The following is an 18,006-nucleotide window of genomic DNA, read 5'->3' as shown; positions in this document are numbered from 1 at the left end:
TGCCGCTAGGAAAACGTAGCGCGAGGGGATAGAACATGACCGGAGTCTTCTACGACTGCGCAGGCGACAGGACCGTGGCGATGTCGCGCGCGATCAGGCGGGCCGTGGCTTTTATCGAGAGTTCGTTCGCGCAGCCCGTCAGCCTCGCGACGCTCGCCGGCACCGCCGGGCTGAGTGTTTCGCGCTTCGCCACCCTGTTTCGCAAAGAGGTGGGTATTTCGCCTCATCGCTATGTGTGTCTGGTGCGAATTCAGCACGCTAAACGGCTATTGCGTGACGGCGTCCCGCCCTGTGAGGTCGCTGCCGAAGTCGGATTTTTCGATCAAAGTCACCTTGGCCGACACTTTCGGCGCGCGGTCGGCGTGACGCCGGGGCATTTCGTTGCTTCGCCAGAATCGGGCAGCGCATTCAGATGAAGCGAGGGGCCGATGGAGATGAGCTGGACGCGTTGCAGTGGGGTAGGCGAAAGAGCTGCCTGGTTCCGGGATAGCGTGGGCAACCTGCTCGGCATCGGCGAGCCGACGCCGCTGTCCGGCATTGAACATCCGCAGTCCATGAAGCATTACGGTTCCCCGAAACCCCCGCCACCCGGCGTTTCCACCACGAACACGTCGCCCGCGGCCATCTCGACGCTCGCGATATGGCCCAATGCGACGATCTCGCCGTCCGCGCGCTCGACGCGATTGCTGCCCCGCGTTCCCGCGCGTCCACCTGCCGCGCCGAAAGGCGCGTGAATGCGGTTGTTCGAGAGAATCGACGCGGTCATCGGCGCGAGAAAGCGGATGCGCCGGACCGCGCCGTTACCGCCGCGCCAGCGTCCCGCGCCGCCCGACTCCGCGCGGATCAGGTGCGACTCGAGCCGCACGGGATAGCGCCATTCGAGCACTTCGGGATCGGTCAGGCGCGAGTTGGTCATGTGCGTCTGTACCGCGTCGACGCCGCAGAAGCCATCGCCCGCGCCGCTGCCGCCTGCGATCGTCTCGTAGTACTGGTAGCGCGCGTCGCCGAACGTGAAGTTGTTCATCGTGCCCTGACTGGACGCGACGATGCCCAGCGCACCATAGAGCGCATTCGTAATCGCGGACGATGTCTCCACGTTGCCCGAGACCACCGCTGCCGGATAAACCGGATTGAGCATCGAGCGGTCCGGGACGATCACCGAGAGGGGCTTCAGGCAACCCGCGTTGAGCGGGATGTCGTCGCCGACGAGCGTGCGGAACACGTACAGCACGGCTGCCATGCAGACCGCCTTCGGCGCGTTGAAGTTGTTCGGCAGTTGCACGGACGTTCCGCTGAAGTCCACGGTCGCACTGCGCGTCGCAGCATCGACGCGAATCGCGACGTCGATCACCGCGCCGTTATCGAGTTCGTAACGGTACGCGCCGTCCTTGAGGGCGCCGATCACGCGGCGCACCGCTTCTTCGGCATTGTCCTGCACGTGCTGCATGAAGGCGAGCACCACGTCGCGGCCGAATTGCGCGACCATGCGGCGCAGCTCGTCCACGCCCTTCTGGTTCGCGGCGATCTGCGCGCGCAGATCGGCCATGTTCTGTGCGACGTTGCGTGCCGGATAGCGGCCCGATGCGAGCAGCGCGCGTGTTTCGGCGTCGCGCAGCACGCCCGCTGAAACAAGCTGCCAGTTATCGACCAATACGCCTTCTTCTTCGATATGCGACGAAGCGGCCGGCATCGAACCGGGTGTGATTCCGCCGATATCCGCATGGTGGCCGCGCGAGCCGACGTAGAAGAGCGGCTCGGCCGAACCGTCTGCGAACACGGGCGTGATGACGGTCACGTCGGGCAAATGTGTGCCGCCGTGATACGGGTCGTTGAGCATGAACACATCGCCGTCGCGCATCGCGCCGCGATTTCGCTCGATGACGGTCTTGATGCTCTCGCCCATCGATCCCAGATGCACGGGCATGTGCGGCGCGTTCGCAATCAGATTGCCCGCGGCATCGAAGATCGCGCACGAGAAGTCGAGGCGCTCCTTGATGTTCACCGAATACGCCGTGTTTTGCAGACGCAATCCCATCTGCTCGGCAATCGACATGAACAGATTGTTGAATATTTCGAGGCGCACGGGGTCGGCCTCGGTGCCGATCGAGCGGCGTGTGGGCAGCGGTTGCACGCGGGTCATCACCACGTTGCCTTGAACGGTCAGCACCGCCTGCCATCCCGGCTCGACCACGGTCGTGCCGTTCTTTTCGGCGATGATCGCCGGGCCGTCGAGCGTGTCGCCTGCGCACAGCGTTTCGCGCTGGTAGAGCGATGCGTCGTGCCAGCTACCGCTCGAATACATGCGCACAACCGACTGCGCATGGGGCGCGTCGCCTGCCGCGCGCTGCGGCAGGCTGCCGGCATCGACTGGCGCGTCGGCATGGCCGATCGCTTCGACGCAAGCGAGTTCCGCGATGAGCGGCGTATCTGCCATCAGGAACGCATAGCGTTGACGATACGCAGCTTCGAAAGCGGCGCGCATCGCATCGACGCTGCCCGCTGGCACTGCGAGCGATGAATCGGTGCCCTGATAGCGCAGATGGACACGTCGCTCAGTCGTGATACGCGCGGCGTCCACGCCCTGTTCGAGCAGTGCGCCGGTTGCATCGGCCGCGAGCGCATCGAGCGCGGCTTCCAGCGTCGCAAGCGATGAGTCGTCGAGCGAGATTTCGAGCGCTCGCTCGCGCATCGCCGTCTGATCCGCGAGGCCCATGCCGTAAGCGGAGAGCACACCGGCAAGCGGATGCGCGAACACCCGCGTCATGCCGAGCGCGTCGGCCACACCGCACGCATGCTGGCCGCCCGCGCCGCCGAAAGTCGTCAGCACATACTGCGAGACGTCGTGGCCGCGTTGCACTGAAATTTTCTTGATCGCGTTAGCCATGCTGCCAATGGCGATCTCCAGGAAACCTTCAGCGAGCTCTTCTGGTGTGCGACGCTGACCCGTAGCCGCGAAGATTTCATCGGCGAGTGCCCGAAAGCGTTCAGCGACGACCTCGCGATCGAGCGACTCGTTCGCGTTCGGACCGAAGACGCGCGGGAAATAGTCGGGCTGAATCTTGCCGAGCATCACGTTGCAGTCGGTGACCGCGAGCGGGCCGCCGCGCCGGTACGCCGCCGGACCCGGATTGGCGCCCGCCGAGTCGGGGCCGACACGCAGCCGGGCGCCGTCGAAGCCGAGCACCGAGCCGCCACCTGCCGCCACGGTATGGATGCTCATCATCGGCGCGCGCATCCGCACGCCTGCCACCTGCGTTTCGAATACGCGCTCGAACTCGCCGTTGAAGTGCGAGACATCCGTCGACGTGCCGCCCATGTCGAAGCCGATCACGCGCTCGAAACCCGCTGCCTGTGCCGCGCGCACCATGCCGACGATACCGCCCGCCGGGCCGGAGAGAATCGCATCTTTGCCCTGAAATACATCGGCGCGTGTCAGTCCGCCGCTGCTTTGCATGAACTGCAGGTTCACGCCCGGCATTTCGCTGGCGACCTGGTCCACATATCGGCGCAGGATGGGCGACAGATAGGCATCCACCACGGTCGTATCGCCGCGCGAGACCATTTTCATCAGCGGCGAGACTTCGTGGGACACCGAGATCTGCGTGAAGCCGATTCGGCGCGCCAGATCCGCAAGCTCGCTTTCATGCGACGTGTGGCGATAACCGTGGATCAGCACGATTGCGAGTGCGCGGATGCCCTTGTGGTAGACCTCGCGCAGTGCGCGCTCCGCTGCCGCGTGATCGAGCGTCGCGACCACTTCGCCTTGCGCGCTCATGCGTTCGTCGATTTCCACCACGCTCTCATAGAGCGCTTCCGGCAACGCGATGTCGAGATCGAACAGGCGGGGGCGGTTCTGATACGCGATCCGCAACACATCGCGCAAGCCTCGCGTGGTGACGAGCGCTACCGGCTCGCCCTTGCGTTCGAGCAGCGCGTTGGTCGCGACCGTCGTGCCCATTTTGACCATCTCGACGTCGCGCGGCGTAATGGGTTCTCCAGCTCGCAGGCCAAGCACATGGCGAATCCCGGCGACAGCCGCATCGCGATACTGCTCCGGGTGTTCGGAAAGCAGCTTGTGCGTGGTGAGCGTGCCATCCGGGCGGCGCGCGACGATATCGGTGAACGTGCCGCCGCGGTCGATCCAGAACTGCCAGCGGGACGGCGTGCAAACATCGGAGGCGTGATCGTGCTTCATGGTGTCGTGGTCGTGATGCGAAAGTGGTAGTGGTGTGCGCAAGGTGAAAATCAGGCCGATTCGAGTTCGCGACCGCGCGTCTCGGGCAGCGTAAGCGCGGCGATGATCAGTACGCCATACGCGGCCACGGCGAAAATCCCGATGCTCGTGCCCAGGCCGAAGCGGCTCGACAGCACGCCGATCAGCACCGGAAACAGCGCCCCGATCGCGCGGCCGACGTTGTAGCAAAACCCCTGGCCCGAGCCGCGCACACGGGTCGGAAACAGTTCGGTGAGAAACGCGCCCATGCCGGAAAAAATGCCCGACGCGAAAAAGCCGAGCGGAAAGCCGAGCCATAGCATCGATGCATTCGTGAGCGGCAACGAGGTATACGCGAAGGCAATCGCCATCGAGCCCAGCGCGAACAAAATGAAGTTCGGCTTGCGGCCGATGCGGTCCGTGAGCCACGCGCTGCACAGATAGCCCGCGTACGAGCCCGCGATGATCATCGCCAGATAGCCGCCGGTGCCCATTACCGTGAGATGACGTTCGGTCTTGAGGAAAGTCGGCAGCCACGTCGTGATCGCGTAGTAGCCGCCCTGTGCGCCCGTCGTAAGCAGTGCGGCGCGCAATGTCGTCGAAAGCAGCTTGGGAGAGAAGATCTCAGTGAAGCGCGGCGTGTCCTGAGTGTCGTACTGCTGAACCCTGGCCTGTTCGAATACTTCAGGTTCCTTCACATAGCGGCGGATCGCGAGCACGAGCAGGGCAGGCACGAGTCCGATCAGGAACAATGCGCGCCACGCGATTTCAGGCGCCATCACGGAGAACAGCACCGCATAGAGCAGGGCCGCCACGCCCCAGCCGAGCGCCCAGCCCGACTGCACGAGACCGACCGCCTTGCCGCGGTCGCGCGCGCGGATCACCTCGCCGATCAGCACCGCGCCCGCCGTCCACTCGCCGCCGAAGCCGAAGCCCATCAACGCGCGAGCCGCGAGCAACTGGCCGTAGTTCTGCGCGAGGCCGCATAGGCCGGTGAACACGGCGAACCACAAGACGGTGAGCTGCAACGTGCGCACACGGCCGATGCGATCGGAAAGAATGCCGGCAATCCAGCCGCCGAGCGCAGAGGACAGCAGCGTCAACGTGCCGATGAAGCCGGCGTCCGCGAGCGAGATGCCCCAGGTAGCGACGAGCGTCGGGATGACGAAGGAAAGCATCTGCGTGTCCATGCCGTCGAGCATGTAGCCGACCTTGCAACTCCAGAACGCGCGACGCGCGTGCGGACCGGCTTCGGCATACCAGGAAAGCTGCGGGCTTCCCGTGCTTGACTTCATGTCGGCGGCATCGTCGACGCTCGCCGTGAGTGTCTTGCTGTCCATCTGCTGCTCCTATGGATAGACGCATGCGAAACGATCGAAGCCACGCACGAACGTAGGGATGCGTCATTCCCTCCGGGCCGCGCGGCCCGATGGCTTCAAGGTGCTGTGAATCGCTTGTTGCACGACGGCGCGGCGCGCCGCCGGGACGGTCAGAAAATAGCCAGCGACGCGTTAGTGATATCCGTCATCAGCATGTGGCCCGGCGCGTGCGCAACCGCGAGCGGCAGCTTCGCGGCCATCAGTGCCGTTTGCGGCGTCACGCCGCAAGCCCAGTAGACAGGCAGTTCGCCCGCGCGGATCGTCACCGGGTCGCCGAACTCGGGGCGCGCGAGATCGACGATGCCGAGTTCCGCTGGATCGCCAATATGCACGGGCGCGCCATGCACGCCCGGAAAGCGGCTCGTGATCTGCACGGCACGGATCGCGTCGGCGCCGCGCAGCGGCCGCATCGACACGACGAGTTCGCCGCCGAACACGCCCGCCCGCTGGTTGGCGATGCTGGTGCGGTACATCGGCACGTTGCGGCCTTCTTCGACGTGGCGCAGGCCGATGCCTTCCTTCGCGAGCATGTGCTCGAACGAGAACGAACAGCCAATTGCAAATACGACGAAATCGTCCTGCCAGAGCGCTTCGATCGATTCGACGCGCTCGCTCAGGTTGCCGTCGCGATATACGTTGTACGCGGGCACGTCGGTGCGGATGTCGATGTCGCGCCCGAGCATCGGCACGCGGAACTCGCCAGGCTCGCCCACGCCGAGCAGCGGACATGGCTTCGGATTCGCATGGCAAAAGCGCAGGAAATCGTGCGCGTGCGCAGCGGGCAGGATCGCGAGATTGGCTTGCGCGTAGTCGCCGCAATGGCCGGCCGTCGGGCCACGGAAGTCGCGGTGACGGACGGCCTGGCGGAATTCGGATGGAGTCATGGTGTTAGCGTGCTCTGGCGGTTGCATCGGATTGTCTGCGGTGGGCGATGCGTCTTGCCTACCGTCAGGCCAAGCATAGAAAAGAAGAAAATTTGACGCCAGCTAGTTTTCTTTGCGCCAGGTGAATAGAATTTCTTAATGGAATCGAGGGTTTTCCCGAGTCACGTTGAGATTTTTGGAGCGGTTTGCTTCCGTTGCACTGCCCACCTTTGACTGATGAATACGCGCTTCCTCGAAACCTTCGTCACGCTTGCCAAGCTGCGCAGTTTCCGCACGACGGCGACCGCGCTTCACGCCACGCCGGCGGCGATCTCGCAGCGCCTGAAGGCACTGGAAGACGAATTGCATACCGTGCTCGTCGATCGCGAGAGCCGCGAATTTCGGCTCACGCCGAACGGCGAATATCTGCTCGGCTACGCGAAGGCCGTGGTCGAGGCGACGCGCCAGTTGCAGGCCGCCGCGTCACATGAAGGCGCGATGCGCGGCAAGTTGCGACTCGGCGTGATCGAGACGGTCGTGCATAGCTGGCTTGCCGACTATCTGCGGCGGCTCTCGAAGGACTATCCGCAGCTCGAAGTGGAGCTTGCGGTGGACGTGAGCGTGGTGCTGCAGCGGCGTCTGATGGCGGGCGAACTCGATCTCATCATTCGCGTGGAAGGCAGCGACGAGGAATCGATCGTCTGCGATGCGCTCGCGAACTATCCGGTGCACTGGATCGCGCGCGCGGGGCTGCTGCCGCCTTCGCGCAGCGGACTCGCGAAACGCGTGCTGCGTCATCCGATCCTCACATTCGGGCGCGGGACGGCGCCTCATCGCGCGCTGGAGGACATCGTCAGCAAGCTCGCACTCGCCAACGGCGTGCCGCTCGCGGATACGCGCATTACGGGTTCGCCATCGATTTCGGTGATCGTGCAACTCGTGCGCGATGGCTTCGGCGTGGCGGCAATTCCGCGTCTGTTCGTCGATGATCTGATCGCGCGAGGCGAGGTGGTCGAACTGCCGCTGCAGCCCTCGCCGCCGTCCATCGTGGTGTCGATGTCCCGACGCGCGGATGCGCCGCTTTTCGTGCACGGCGCAGCGAACGCGGCACGTGCGGCGTGTCATGAATACTGCGAGCAGGGAGACCGACGCCTGATCGAGCGGCTATAGAACCCGGCTCTTGCACGTGCGGTTCGAGTTCAAGCGTTTCCACAGGGGCAAGGACGACGCGTTTTAGCGAAAAACAGCGAATTCAGTCCGTTCGCATGCGTGCAACCAATGCGAGCAAGCGGGCATTCATTTCCGCAGCCTGCAAATGCGCGTGCCAACCGTGACCAGGAAGCAGCCATTCGAAGCGATACGCGGCCAACTTGCCGAGCGATTCGGTGAGCGCTGTCCACGAGTACCAGCACGCGTCCCTGAACGCGACGAGGTCCTGCTGGCGTGGGCTCCAGGCAAGCGAATCCCCCGAGAACAGCACGCGATCATCGAGCTGGTACACGACGCTACCCCGAGTGTGCCCGGGTACAGGGATCGCGCGCACGCCGGCCGCAATGTTCAGTGCTGAACCGTCGTCGAGCAGATCCGTCGCATATGGGGCGGCCAACACGTCCTCGCGGTGAATCCAGACGCGCGCGCCGAATTGACGCGCGTATTTGTCCGCGTCTGCGACGTCGTCACGATGCGACAGCAGAATGTGCGCAATACCGCCAGCGCCGTCAAACCATTTCACGAGTTCCGCCGCATAGCGCGGAGAGTCGATGAGCAGATTGCCTTCCGGACGCGCGGCAAAATAAGAATGTGCGCCAAACGACGACCGTGCGTTGAATCCGCAGCGCCACACGCCCGATGTGATCTGCTGCGGAAAGATCGCCGCGTTAGGACGAAGCTGTTTCGTTTCGCTGCGTACCGACGCCGTAGGGCAGACGAGCACCGCACGCCAGGCATCAAGCTGCTCTTCCGGTGTGGTCGGCTGCCGAACGAAGACACTCTTGTCGTTGCGCTCGACAATCAGCCCAGGCGCGACGTGACGAGATGCACCGCAATTGATGCATGCAGTGTCGATGTACCACTCTCCTGAAGCAGAGTCGGTATTACGTATGGGCTTCATCTGATGCTCCCGGGCTGACGTGCGCATCCGCCGGCTCGACGCTCGCTGGCGTCTCGCGGTCGTTGGAGGGATTGTTACACGATCATTGATGTACAGGCGCAAACGGCTCGTTCGCCACGCCCTTGTCCCGCTACGAAGCCTTGTCTGCGTTTGGAGTGATTTACCACGGCTGGCTACGCTTGCCGCAACAGACACCCCTACGCGGCACTTCGTCTGCTCCTGGCGCGGCCGCTTCTGCTCGTCGAAGTAACCAACTCCTCTGCTGTGAGGAAAAATTGACTGTTGTCCGCGAGGCGCGCAACGATGAAGTCGATGAAGGTTCTCACGCGCAGCGGTTGTTCCGTCCGGCGACGGTAGTAGACGTAAATCGACTCGCGCTGGGTCAAATGCTGAGTGAGCAAAGGCACGAGCCGTCCAGCCCGGATGTGTGAGACGGCCGAGAAACTTCCAAGCTGCCCAATTGCCACGCCGGCCAGTACCGCTTCGGTTTCCGCGTCGATATCGTTCGAACAGACCGAAGCAGCCATCTCCCGATACACAATCTCCCCGCCCACCATAAATTCCCACGGCGCCTGCTTGCCGGTGTTCGCACGCCGGTATCCAGAACAACGATGCGCATCGAGCTCGTCCACGGTTTTCGGCGTGCCGTACCGTTCGAGATAGGCTGGCGACGCGCATACGATCAACTGAATCGGTAGCAGTCGCCTGGCAATCGCCCCCTCGGACGGCGGGGACCCGCCGCGCAAGCCGACGTCGGCGCGATCGCTGACGAGGTCCGTGAAATGATCGTCGAAGCGAATATCGATCTGCACGTCAGGGTATAGCGCCGCAAACTCAAGGATCGATGGCCAGAGTGCCGTTCGCCCGAGTGCCGTCGGAGCGCTTATCCGTAGGGGCCCCGCAACTTCTTCCCCTGAACGGCGAGCATCGTCAATCGCGGACGACAACATAGCGAGCGCTGGCTCGACACCTTGCAATAGTCTTTGCCCCTCTTCGGTCAGACTCAACTTTCGCGTTGTCCGATGAAACAGCCGGACGCCAAGCGACTTTTCGAGCTGCATGACCGCGTGGCTCGCGGCCTGCGGCGAGATGCCCAGGTCCGCAGCTGCCCGACGGAAGCTGCCGAGCGTTGCTGCGCGGACGAACACCGAAATCGCCCGGACCTCATTCATGGCTGAGTCCATTCGCAAATATTGGTTGATTATGAGTCTAGCATTCGATGCCTAGTAGCTGTTAATCGCGCGCCCTATGCTTCTCTTCACGTTCACCACGAAACGGGAGCAAATCATGAGCAACGCTACGAAGCACGAGTTCAAGCGCGTCTGGTTCGTTACGGGCGCCTCACGCGGGTTAGGCGCACTGATCGCACAAGCGGCCCTGGCGGACGGAAATGCAGTGGTTGCGGCGGGACGCAACGTTCGGGCGATCATTGAGCGTCTCGGCGAATCATCTGCGCTGTTGCCGGTCGCGCTCGACGTAACTGACGAGGAGCAGGCCAAAAGAGCCGCGCAGGCAGCTTTGGCAAAGTTTGGCAGGATCGACGTGTTGGTCAACAACGCCGGCTTCGGACTGCTCGCAGCCGTAGAGGAATCGGCCGACGCAGACGTGCGTCGCATATACGACACCAACGTTTTTGGACTGCTCAATGTCACGCGTGCGGTGCTGCCAGTGATGCGGGGACAGCGCTCGGGCCATGTGATCAACGTGTCCTCGATCGGCGGCTATCGCTCGGCGGCGGGATTCGGGGTGTATTGCTCGACGAAATTCGCCGTCGAAGGCATTACGGAAGCGCTCCACGCGGAGTTGAAGCCACTCGGCATTCACGCGACCGTCGTTGAGCCCGGCTATTTCCGTACCGATTTCCTCGATGCGTCGTCGCTCGTCGTCGGCAAGGAGGTCATCGACGACTACGACGAGACGTCGGGCAACGTGCGTCGATTCGCTGAAGGAATGAATCACAATCAGCCGGGCGACCCGCAGAAGCTTGCGAAGGCCCTCGTCACGCTTGTCGATGTACCGAGACCGCCACTGCGTCTGCCGCTCGGAACCGACACGCTGAAGGCGATAGCCGAAAAGAACGCCTATGTGGCTACGGAAACTGAAACATGGAAGGCACTGTCGGCGTCAACCGATTTCTCAGACTGAGTTCTCTCGAGATGACGAACGTGTAGCGCGGTTGCGCTGCTGAGTAGTGCCCATTTTTGTCTCAATCCCGCCTGGATAAGGGGAGTCTGTGATGTCCATAAACGCTGAAGTGCGCCCGCACATCCCACCGTTCACCCTTGAATCGGCAATCGAGAAGGTTCGACTTGCGGAAGACGCTGGTAATTGGTTTCGCTCCTACGGAAACGGGAACTGGGAGTTTGGACCTGATGGTCTGATGCACCACCGGTATGCCTGTATCAACGACATGCCGATCAAGGCAAGCGATCGCAAGTTCCATTCGCCGCTGGGTCGCCGCCCCGACGATCACCCAGGTCTGAGCGAGCTGGGTCTTTGAAAAATTGCGCTGAGCACCGTCGTTGGTCGATACGATGAGCGAGATCAGGACGAGTTCCACCAGAATCGCGGATATCACCGGGATCATCGAAGGGATCGCCTTCCAGACCAAAATTCGCGCGCGCCGTGCAAAGCCTTGTCCCGCCTGGCTCTGAGCAAACGCGCACTTTCTGACCCACCAGTTAACCCCCGCAACGCGATCATCACGCGCCGGACTGGACGGGACCGCGCAGGAATGAATTCGGCCTGATCGCTGCTCATCGACCCTGTTAGTTTTTGCGTTGATAGCGCCGCCATAGCCTCATGATCACCACATAGGCAAGCGTCGCCACAAGCAGATCAGCCAGCAGCATGACCGGGATGTATAAATCATCCGGGTCGCGAATGCCAAGCCGATTTGCAGCGTGTAACCACGCAAGCGCCTGCCTTTCCGGCATCGGTATAGGGTATGTGTGGACGTAGGGCACGGAAAGGCAGAACAGGCCGACAAATAGCGCCACCTTGAACAGCCTACGGACAAGTGTTGCCATACGTGATGACCTCAATTGTTCCGTAGGCGCGAAGCCCCGAATTGCCGGCAGGAATGGTCATGGTGTGCAGCAGCGCGTTACGGATTCTCAGAAAATCCGTGCGGCTCGGAAGCGTAATACAGCCGAGTGAAATACCTTCGCCACCTGCCGGATGCAACCGGAATTGTCCGCGCTTGACACCATCAATCCATGTCACGTCGTCAATAAGTCCATCATCCCGATACAGTGCGAACCATTCGCGATGATGTACCGCACTCCCAATCGCTGAATTAACTGTGTCCTTTATCGAAGCCCAAGCTTGAGACCCGATACCGCCAGTGGGCCGGTCTACGATCCAGTATTTTCCGGTAGGGATTGGACCGTTACTTGGCACAGCCGTGCAGCCACCGCGATTGCGGTATTGACCGTTTCCAGAATACGCGTCGAACGTGCCGACACCGAAAATTGTGAGCGGTGAAAACTGCTCGTTGTTCACCAAAAACTTACCCTGATAGGCCATTGTCACGCCCCCTTATCCGCGCTCATTCCACGAATCGGTGTATTTGATATTGCCATCAAGGTAATGCCACGTGATGCGGTCGTACATCATGGAGACCGCTTCAACGTGATTGAGTGCGGATGCCTGCGCCAGCCTGGTATTAGCCATGCCGGGGTTGATGCCACACACTTTCACACCTTCGATCGTCATCATGAAATAGACTTCCTCTTTGCCTGCATCGTTGATGCGATACCACTTGATCTCGGCGGACTGCAGCGTTTGCCCCTTCGCCACGGCCTTGTAAAGATAAGGCGTCGCCGCATCGAACTCCTTTTCGAACGCAATCGGCGAGTGCGCACGCGCGCCGGTGATCTTGCCGTTAGCCGCATCAACCGGCAGATTCACGCCGTGGCTGAAGCCGATAATTTCAATACTTCCCTCGCGATCCTGAACGGTTGACGAGCCTTTGATGTCTGCGCCGCCATCATCTTTCAGCCACATATGGGCAGGAATTGGCATCTTGAATTTTTCCTTGAATGGTCAAATGAGCGCTGCATGGTTACGACCTCATTTTTAATAAGGTATGCACTACGAACGGACAATCTTTTACCCAGATACGCAAGCATTTGCAACGGGGATGCTATGCACTGTCAATACTTTGACGTGATTTAACAAACATCGGAAGTGTGATTGCGATCTGATCGAGCGCAGCGCGCAGGCAAAAAAAGACCCGCGCGATGCGGGTCGGGTGGATGTCCTGCGATCCATTGATTGACCTCGCTTTCACGCCAGCGCACCGCCGCCACGCCGACCTTGATGGGTTTGGGGAACTTGCCTTGCGCGATCTTCAGATAGATCGTCGATCCGGTCAGGCCGATACGCTGCTCGACCTCGGCGCGGCGTAGCAGGCGCTCATTCATGCGCTGCGTGACCTCTTATCGCCGCCAGCCACCGGAAGGGTTGCCAGACCACGGCGATGCCCGCGCCACGAAAGAGTATGGCCTGGCCGAGCTCGACGAAATGCGTGGTGGGCGCGGCGAGCATGACGTTCTGCACGAACTGCGGCATGCTGCGCGCGAGCGTGGCCATGAAAATGCCCATCGAAGTGGTGGCGAACAGGTGCAGCGCCGCGCCAGCGAGAAAGAGCGCGATCGATCCTTCAATCGGTACGTGCAGCGCGCCGCGCACGATGAAGGTGAGCGAGAGCGCCGCCGCGGCGACGGCGGCTCGTCCGACACGCGTGTGGCCGCGACGCAGCCGACCTATCGGAAGCATGTGAGTGAAAACCAATGCGCTCAAGGAGTTGAGCGAGTCATGAGCCTGTTTTCCACAGGCTTGTGCCCAGCTTCTGTGGGTATCTTGAGTGGTTATCGAAACGCCTGCAGAGAAGGTCGAACGGGCCGTGAGGACATCGTTTCCGTCTTCTCGAAGTCACGCCGGCGGGGCCGTTCACCGAACTCGAGGCGGGCAGCCGCTAGCTCGGGCGGCTGCCGTTACGACAGAAGCGATCTGGATAACAGCTCAGAAAAAACACGCAGCTTTAACCGCTGATAATGTCCAAAACGGAAGTTATCTGGTTAAATTCCCGGAAGCCAGTCGAGTTCGTCCACATATACCGTCGATGCTCGCGCGCGGCAATCTACCCGCTGTCCAATATAGGGATCGTCAAGACACATGGAGAATCTTCTCGTCGAAATCAGTCCGGGCAGATGGGCCTTCCTGCTGGATATGCTCACCGCGTTCTCGATTCATCTGGGCGCCGCTGCGGGCATACTGGTGATCGGATGGTGGGTCGCGCGCCGCGCTTCGATGTCGCTGAGCCGGCTTCTTGCGCGTCAATCACGCATGGACGCCACGCTGCGACCGATCCTCTGCGACATCGGCCTGTGGGGCATTCGCATTGTCGCGATCGTCGGTGCGCTGTCGCAGTTAGGCATCCAGACGGCCAGCATCATTGCCGTGCTTGGCGCAGCCGGTCTTGCGGTCGGTCTCGCGCTGCAAGGCACGATGCAGAACATCGCGGCCGGCATCATGCTGCTAGTGTTGCGGCCGTTCAAGGTCGGCGAGTATATCGAGGGCGGAGCCGGCAGTGTCGCGGGCACGGTCGACGAAGTCAATCTGTTCACGACGCGTCTCACCAAACCCGATGGCATCTGCGAATACGTGCCGAACAGCGCGTTGTGGAGCAATTCGATCCGCAACTTCAGCCGTAATCCGATGCGCCGGCTCGATCTCGAAGTGGAGATCTCGATCGGTGACGATGTGGATCGCGCGCTTGAGGCGCTGCGCACGCTCGCCGCCGCCGACCCGCGTGCGCTCCGCGATCCCGCGCCGCAGGTGATGGTCATCCGCTTCGACGACAGCACCGCGGTGCTGAATATCCGCGTCTGGTCGAACACGGACATGTTCTGGACCATGCGCTGGGAACTCGCGCGCCGGGTGCGTCAAACATTGACCGACGCGCAATGTTCGCTGCCGTTGCGCACCCGTGAATTGCACATCGTGCCGAGCGCGACGGCCGCGTCGGTCACCGGCGCAGCCGCCGGTCAGGCAGGGTCATCCGCGATCAGAAAACCGGAGCAGGGGGTGTAACCCCCGGTTCTTCGATCCCGCGCTGTTGGCGTGGGAAGGCCGGCCGGAACCCGCCAGTTTTTGCGGCGAGCTGTGCAATGGACGCGTCTGACGCTGCGGCAGGAACTGGGGCTGCGGCCGATGATGGACAACGCCATGATCCCAAAGATCAGGCCGATCAGCCGGATGTTGAGCCGCATGTCGCCGTTGAGGATATGGCTGAACTCGTGCGCCACCACGCCCTGCAACTCGTCACGGGTCAAGTAGTCGAGGCAGCCCTGGGAGACGGCGACCACAGCATCGCCCGGGGCGTAGCCGGCTGCGAAGGCATTGATGCCGGTCTCCGGCAGAACATATACGGGGGGCACCGGCACTCCCGCAGCGAGGGCCATCTCCTCGATGACGTTGAGCAGCCGCTTCTGCCGCGCGTCGGTGGTCGTGCCGGGCACCTCCTTACCGCCCAACATCAAGGCGACGGCCTGCCCGCCAGAAGCGAGCTGGGCCACCTTGAGCGCGCTGGCACCGCCGACCAGGATGCCCACCGCCGGCGCCGCGAGCAGGAGCATGTCAGGTTGCCACCAGGACACTGGCTCGTGAGCGCCATACATGCTGAGCGCCACCAACAGACCGTACACGAGGGCGATCAGAATCAGGATCGCGAGGACGAAATAGACCACCAGCTGGAAGGTCTTGCGCCGTGCCGAATCCTGCTGCTGAAAGAAATTGGTGGCCATGGTCGGCGCGGTTTTTGAGAGCGTGAAGCGCACGGAGCCGTGGCGGTTCCGGTTACCGGAACGACACCTTGGGCGCTGCGCGCTCGGCCTCTGTGGTTTCGAGCAGTGACGCTTCCTTGAAACCAAACATGCCGGCCACCATGACGGCTGGGAAGACTTCGCGCTGGTTGTTGTAGTCGGTGGCGGCGTCGTTGAAGGCTTGCCTGGCGAAGCCGATCTTGTTCTCGGTCGAGCTCAGTTCCTCCTGCAGGGCGAGCATGTTCTGGTTGGCCTTGAGGTCCGGGTACGCTTCGGATAGCGCAAAGAGCCGGCCCAGAATGCCGCCGAGCTGGGCCTCGGCCTCGTTAAACCCTTTGATGGCCGCTGGGTCGCTGGGGTTGGCGGCGACTTTCTGCTCGGCTGCCATCGCGCTGTTGCGGGCCTTGATGACGGCGTCGAGCGTCTCCCTCTCGTGACCCATGTAGCCCTTGACCGCTTCGACTAAGTTCGGAATCAGCTCGTAGCGGCGTTTGAGCTGCACGTCGATTTGGGCGAAGGCGTTCGCGAAGCGGTTCCGGGCGACCACTAGCCCGTTGTAGATGCCCATGAGGCGGAGCGCGAGCAGTAGCCCGACGCCCAGCAGCACGAGCAGGGTGACGACGACGGGACTCATTGGCCGTGACCTCCGACGAGAGGACTGCTGGTTTGGACCATCGCGCGACTATGGAAACAGGATAAGTGAAATGACATTTAATTCAATCAATTCGTGAAACTGTTATAAGACAAAGGGTGCGAATTAAGCGTGCTTCATCAATTGCCGGGTACTGGAGTAAAGAGGGCGCAGTCCGCGTGTGTGCGACGTTTTTTCGAAGACGCTTTTCCACGATGGCGATCTGTGCGGAGAGCGTCGTAATGACCGCGACGTTCGCGCGGACCGCGAGCGCAACGTCGTCGGCGAGATGCAACTGGTCGACAGGACGCGATCGACGAGCGGCAACTCGTGCTGCCGTTTAAAACCGCCGTTGGAAGTGGTGACGCGTATTACCTCATCAGACCGGAAGATTCCGACCAAGCGGCGCAGGTGCAGGAACTCCGCACCTGCCTGGAAAGCAGGCTGCCAAAACTCACCTGGCCGGGTATCCAGTTCAAGACACTGAGCTAGCGCCTGAGCCTTCGGTCGACTCATTGAGACGATCAGGAAAGGGCGAACTTCGTTACGCAGATCGGGAGCCTCCCGAGAGGTAGCTGGCCAGCAATGCAGAGCAGCCCTCGCGCAGGAAGGCATTCAACGCGCTGATCGTCGGTGTCAGTTGCGCACGGTGAGCACAAATCAAGTGCAGCGGCGAAGGCTCGCAATACGCCGGCGGAAACAACTCCACCAGTCGACCTGCCTTCAGATCGTCGATGAGGTCCAGTCGCGACTTGTAGACAAGGCCTTCCCCGGCTATCGCCCAGCGACGAACTGCATCGGCATCGTCGCTGATGCGATTACCCGTGACTGCCACTGTGCGTTCGCCGCCAGGCGGGGTAAAGCGCCAGATCCGAGACCCTGACCTGGTGGATACCCTGAATCGGCGACATTTTCAGAAATTGCGCTTGCGCCAAAATTCGACTTCCCGCATCTTGTCTAGACAAGACGAAACCGCGATTGGCGCGCTACCGTAATGAAGTTTTCGGCAATCCAAGGAGTGTGGACATGCAGGCGAAGTGCAGATGGTTGGTCAAGAGTTTGATCGGTGCCGCATTTGGAGCGGCGGCGCTTGCGGGCAACACCGCCGAGGCGAAGGACTGGACGACAGTGACGATCGCCCTCGAAGGCGGCTACGCGCCCTGGAACATGACGCTGCCGGGCGGCAAGCTGGGCGGCTTCGAACCCGAACTCGCCGCTAACCTGTGCGCGCGGGCGCAACTCAAGTGCAATCTCGTGGCGCAGGACTGGGACGGCATGATTCCCGGCTTGCAAGCCGGAAAGTTCGATGTTCTGATGGATGCGATCTCGATCACGCCAGAGCGCGAGAAGATCATTGCCTTCTCGAAGCCGTATGCGTCCACGCCGGCGACCTTCGCGGTCACCGACACGAAGATCCTGCCGAAGGCAACCGGCAACCCGGCGCCGCTGAAGCTCGACACCGACGCCAAGTCGAACGCGCCCGCCGTCCAGGCGCTGCGCACGGCGCTCAAGGGCAAGACCATCGGCATTCAGTCGGGCACGGTCTATACGCGCTTCATCAACGAGAACTTCAAGGATGTCGCGTCGATCCGCGTCTACAAGACCTCGCCGGAACGCGATCTCGATCTGTCCAATGGCCGCATCGACGCGTCGTTCGACGATGTGACGTACTACGCCGCAAATGCCGACAAGAAGGAAGCGGTGCCGACGGTGACGGCCGGCCCGAAGATCGGCGGCCTGATCTGGGGGCCGGGCGAAGGCCTCGCGTTCCGCAAGCAGGACGCGGACCTGAAGGCGAAGTTCGACGCGGCGATAACGTCGGCGATTACCGACGGGACTGTGAAGAAGCTTTCGGAGAAGTGGTTCAAGACCGACGTGACGCCCTGAGCGTCGCTCACAACGTGACCGCGCGCTTCGGCCTGATCCGGCTCGAAAGGCTGATGCCGCGCGGCTTGTTTCGCAGGCTTGGTGAGGTGGCTT

Annotated in this window: 19 protein-coding genes and 1 pseudogene; 7 read left to right on the top strand and 13 right to left on the bottom strand. The window is 61.9% G+C overall.

Translation table 11 applies throughout. The features are described from left to right. Window positions 1-80 precede the first annotated feature (80 nt). Window positions 81-416: a helix-turn-helix domain-containing protein gene (locus tag OKW38_RS03435; protein WP_409259726.1), complete on the top strand. Its 336-nt coding sequence runs from the start codon at window positions 81-83 to the stop codon at window positions 414-416. Window positions 417-562: 146 nt separating this feature from the next. Here OKW38_RS03435 and OKW38_RS03430 read toward each other — a convergent pair whose 3' ends face one another. The 3 genes from OKW38_RS03430 to OKW38_RS03420 form a co-directional block, all read right to left on the bottom strand. Further along, the gene (locus OKW38_RS03430; protein ID WP_429359974.1) at window positions 563-4,195 is read right to left on the bottom strand and encodes a hydantoinase B/oxoprolinase family protein; all 3,633 of its coding nucleotides are present in this window, start codon (window positions 4,193-4,195) and stop codon (window positions 563-565) included. Window positions 4,196-4,245: 50 nt separating this feature from the next. After that, on the bottom strand, window positions 4,246-5,553 hold the full coding sequence (locus OKW38_RS03425) for an MFS transporter (RefSeq protein ID WP_429359972.1): 1,308 nt from the start codon (window positions 5,551-5,553) through the stop codon (window positions 4,246-4,248). A 149-nt stretch (window positions 5,554-5,702) separates the two neighbouring features. Then, window positions 5,703-6,503, bottom strand: coding sequence for a putative hydro-lyase (locus OKW38_RS03420; protein WP_260321448.1), 801 nt, complete (start codon window positions 6,501-6,503; stop codon window positions 5,703-5,705). A gap of 189 nt (window positions 6,504-6,692) precedes the next feature. Between OKW38_RS03420 and OKW38_RS03415 the strand changes: the two genes are divergently transcribed. Then, window positions 6,693-7,625 (top strand): LysR family transcriptional regulator, encoded by a 933-nt coding sequence (locus OKW38_RS03415; RefSeq protein ID WP_429359970.1) that lies wholly within the window; start codon window positions 6,693-6,695, stop codon window positions 7,623-7,625. 82 nt (window positions 7,626-7,707) lie between these two features. Here the strand turns inward: OKW38_RS03415 and OKW38_RS03410 are convergent, their stop codons facing one another. Together OKW38_RS03410 and OKW38_RS03405 are read right to left on the bottom strand one after the other, a co-directional pair. Continuing rightward, the gene (locus OKW38_RS03410) at window positions 7,708-8,565 is read right to left on the bottom strand and encodes an MBL fold metallo-hydrolase (protein WP_429359968.1); all 858 of its coding nucleotides are present in this window, start codon (window positions 8,563-8,565) and stop codon (window positions 7,708-7,710) included. Between the two features lie 197 nt (window positions 8,566-8,762). Next, window positions 8,763-9,737 (bottom strand): LysR family transcriptional regulator, encoded by a 975-nt coding sequence (locus OKW38_RS03405; RefSeq protein WP_090811886.1) that lies wholly within the window; start codon window positions 9,735-9,737, stop codon window positions 8,763-8,765. 115 nt (window positions 9,738-9,852) lie between these two features. Here OKW38_RS03405 and OKW38_RS03400 point away from each other — a divergent pair, with 115 nt between their 5' ends. Beyond that, window positions 9,853-10,710, top strand: coding sequence for an oxidoreductase (locus tag OKW38_RS03400; protein ID WP_429332853.1), 858 nt, complete (start codon window positions 9,853-9,855; stop codon window positions 10,708-10,710). A 91-nt stretch (window positions 10,711-10,801) separates the two neighbouring features. Next, window positions 10,802-11,065 carry a DUF1348 family protein gene (locus OKW38_RS03395; protein WP_090811140.1) on the top strand — a complete coding sequence of 88 codons (264 nt, stop codon included), beginning with the start codon at window positions 10,802-10,804 and terminating at the stop codon, window positions 11,063-11,065. Between the two features lie 268 nt (window positions 11,066-11,333). Here the strand turns inward: OKW38_RS03395 and OKW38_RS03390 are convergent, their stop codons facing one another. The 5 genes and pseudogenes from OKW38_RS03390 to OKW38_RS03370 all read right to left on the bottom strand — a co-directional run. After that, the gene (locus OKW38_RS03390; RefSeq protein ID WP_187613508.1) at window positions 11,334-11,594 is read right to left on the bottom strand and encodes a hypothetical protein; all 261 of its coding nucleotides are present in this window, start codon (window positions 11,592-11,594) and stop codon (window positions 11,334-11,336) included. Further along, window positions 11,575-12,093, bottom strand: coding sequence for a DUF2778 domain-containing protein (locus OKW38_RS03385; protein ID WP_090811146.1), 519 nt, complete (start codon window positions 12,091-12,093; stop codon window positions 11,575-11,577). The genes OKW38_RS03390 and OKW38_RS03385 overlap by 20 nt, the downstream gene beginning before the upstream one ends. A 12-nt stretch (window positions 12,094-12,105) precedes the next feature. After that, window positions 12,106-12,591, bottom strand: a complete 486-nt coding sequence (locus OKW38_RS03380; RefSeq protein ID WP_090811148.1) for an Hcp family type VI secretion system effector — start codon at window positions 12,589-12,591, stop codon at window positions 12,106-12,108. Between the two features lie 149 nt (window positions 12,592-12,740). Continuing rightward, window positions 12,741-12,992: a helix-turn-helix transcriptional regulator gene (locus OKW38_RS03375; RefSeq protein WP_090811150.1), complete on the bottom strand. Its 252-nt coding sequence runs from the start codon at window positions 12,990-12,992 to the stop codon at window positions 12,741-12,743. Then, a pseudogene (locus OKW38_RS03370) lies at window positions 12,985-13,308 on the bottom strand (hypothetical protein); the annotation flags it as partial. The pseudogene OKW38_RS03370 and the gene OKW38_RS03375, both read right to left, overlap by 8 nt. A 438-nt stretch (window positions 13,309-13,746) precedes the next feature. Here OKW38_RS03370 and OKW38_RS03365 point away from each other — a divergent pair. Beyond that, entirely contained in the window at window positions 13,747-14,664 is a 918-nt protein-coding gene (locus tag OKW38_RS03365) for a mechanosensitive ion channel family protein (protein WP_184058637.1), read from the top strand. Here OKW38_RS03365 and OKW38_RS03360 read toward each other — a convergent pair. Then, complete coding sequence (locus OKW38_RS03360) at window positions 14,619-15,377, bottom strand: M48 family metalloprotease (RefSeq protein ID WP_429359966.1); 759 nt, start codon at window positions 15,375-15,377, stop codon at window positions 14,619-14,621. The genes OKW38_RS03365 and OKW38_RS03360 overlap by 46 nt on opposite strands. Window positions 15,378-15,429: 52 nt before the next feature. Then, window positions 15,430-16,029, bottom strand: coding sequence for a LemA family protein (locus tag OKW38_RS03355; RefSeq protein WP_090811154.1), 600 nt, complete (start codon window positions 16,027-16,029; stop codon window positions 15,430-15,432). Window positions 16,030-16,356: 327 nt separating this feature from the next. Here OKW38_RS03355 and OKW38_RS03350 point away from each other — a divergent pair, with 327 nt between their 5' ends. After that, the gene (locus tag OKW38_RS03350; protein WP_429332767.1) at window positions 16,357-16,518 is read left to right on the top strand and encodes a hypothetical protein; all 162 of its coding nucleotides are present in this window, start codon (window positions 16,357-16,359) and stop codon (window positions 16,516-16,518) included. A gap of 52 nt (window positions 16,519-16,570) precedes the next feature. Here the strand turns inward: OKW38_RS03350 and OKW38_RS03345 are convergent, their stop codons facing one another. Then, window positions 16,571-16,897, bottom strand: a complete 327-nt coding sequence (locus tag OKW38_RS03345) for a LysR substrate-binding domain-containing protein (RefSeq protein WP_429360675.1) — start codon at window positions 16,895-16,897, stop codon at window positions 16,571-16,573. Between the two features lie 155 nt (window positions 16,898-17,052). On the opposite strand from OKW38_RS03345, the gene OKW38_RS03340 reads away from it, so the two are divergent. Further along, window positions 17,053-17,913, top strand: coding sequence for a transporter substrate-binding domain-containing protein (locus tag OKW38_RS03340; RefSeq protein ID WP_429359964.1), 861 nt, complete (start codon window positions 17,053-17,055; stop codon window positions 17,911-17,913). The last annotated feature ends 93 nt before the right edge of the window (window positions 17,914-18,006 follow it).

The sequence above is a fragment of the Paraburkholderia sp. MM5496-R1 genome (genome assembly GCF_050436205.1).
Classification (GTDB): Bacteria; Pseudomonadota; Gammaproteobacteria; order Burkholderiales; family Burkholderiaceae; genus Paraburkholderia; species Paraburkholderia tuberum.
Note: the sequence above shows the minus strand (reverse complement) of the source record. Positions and strands in the feature narration are given on the sequence as shown.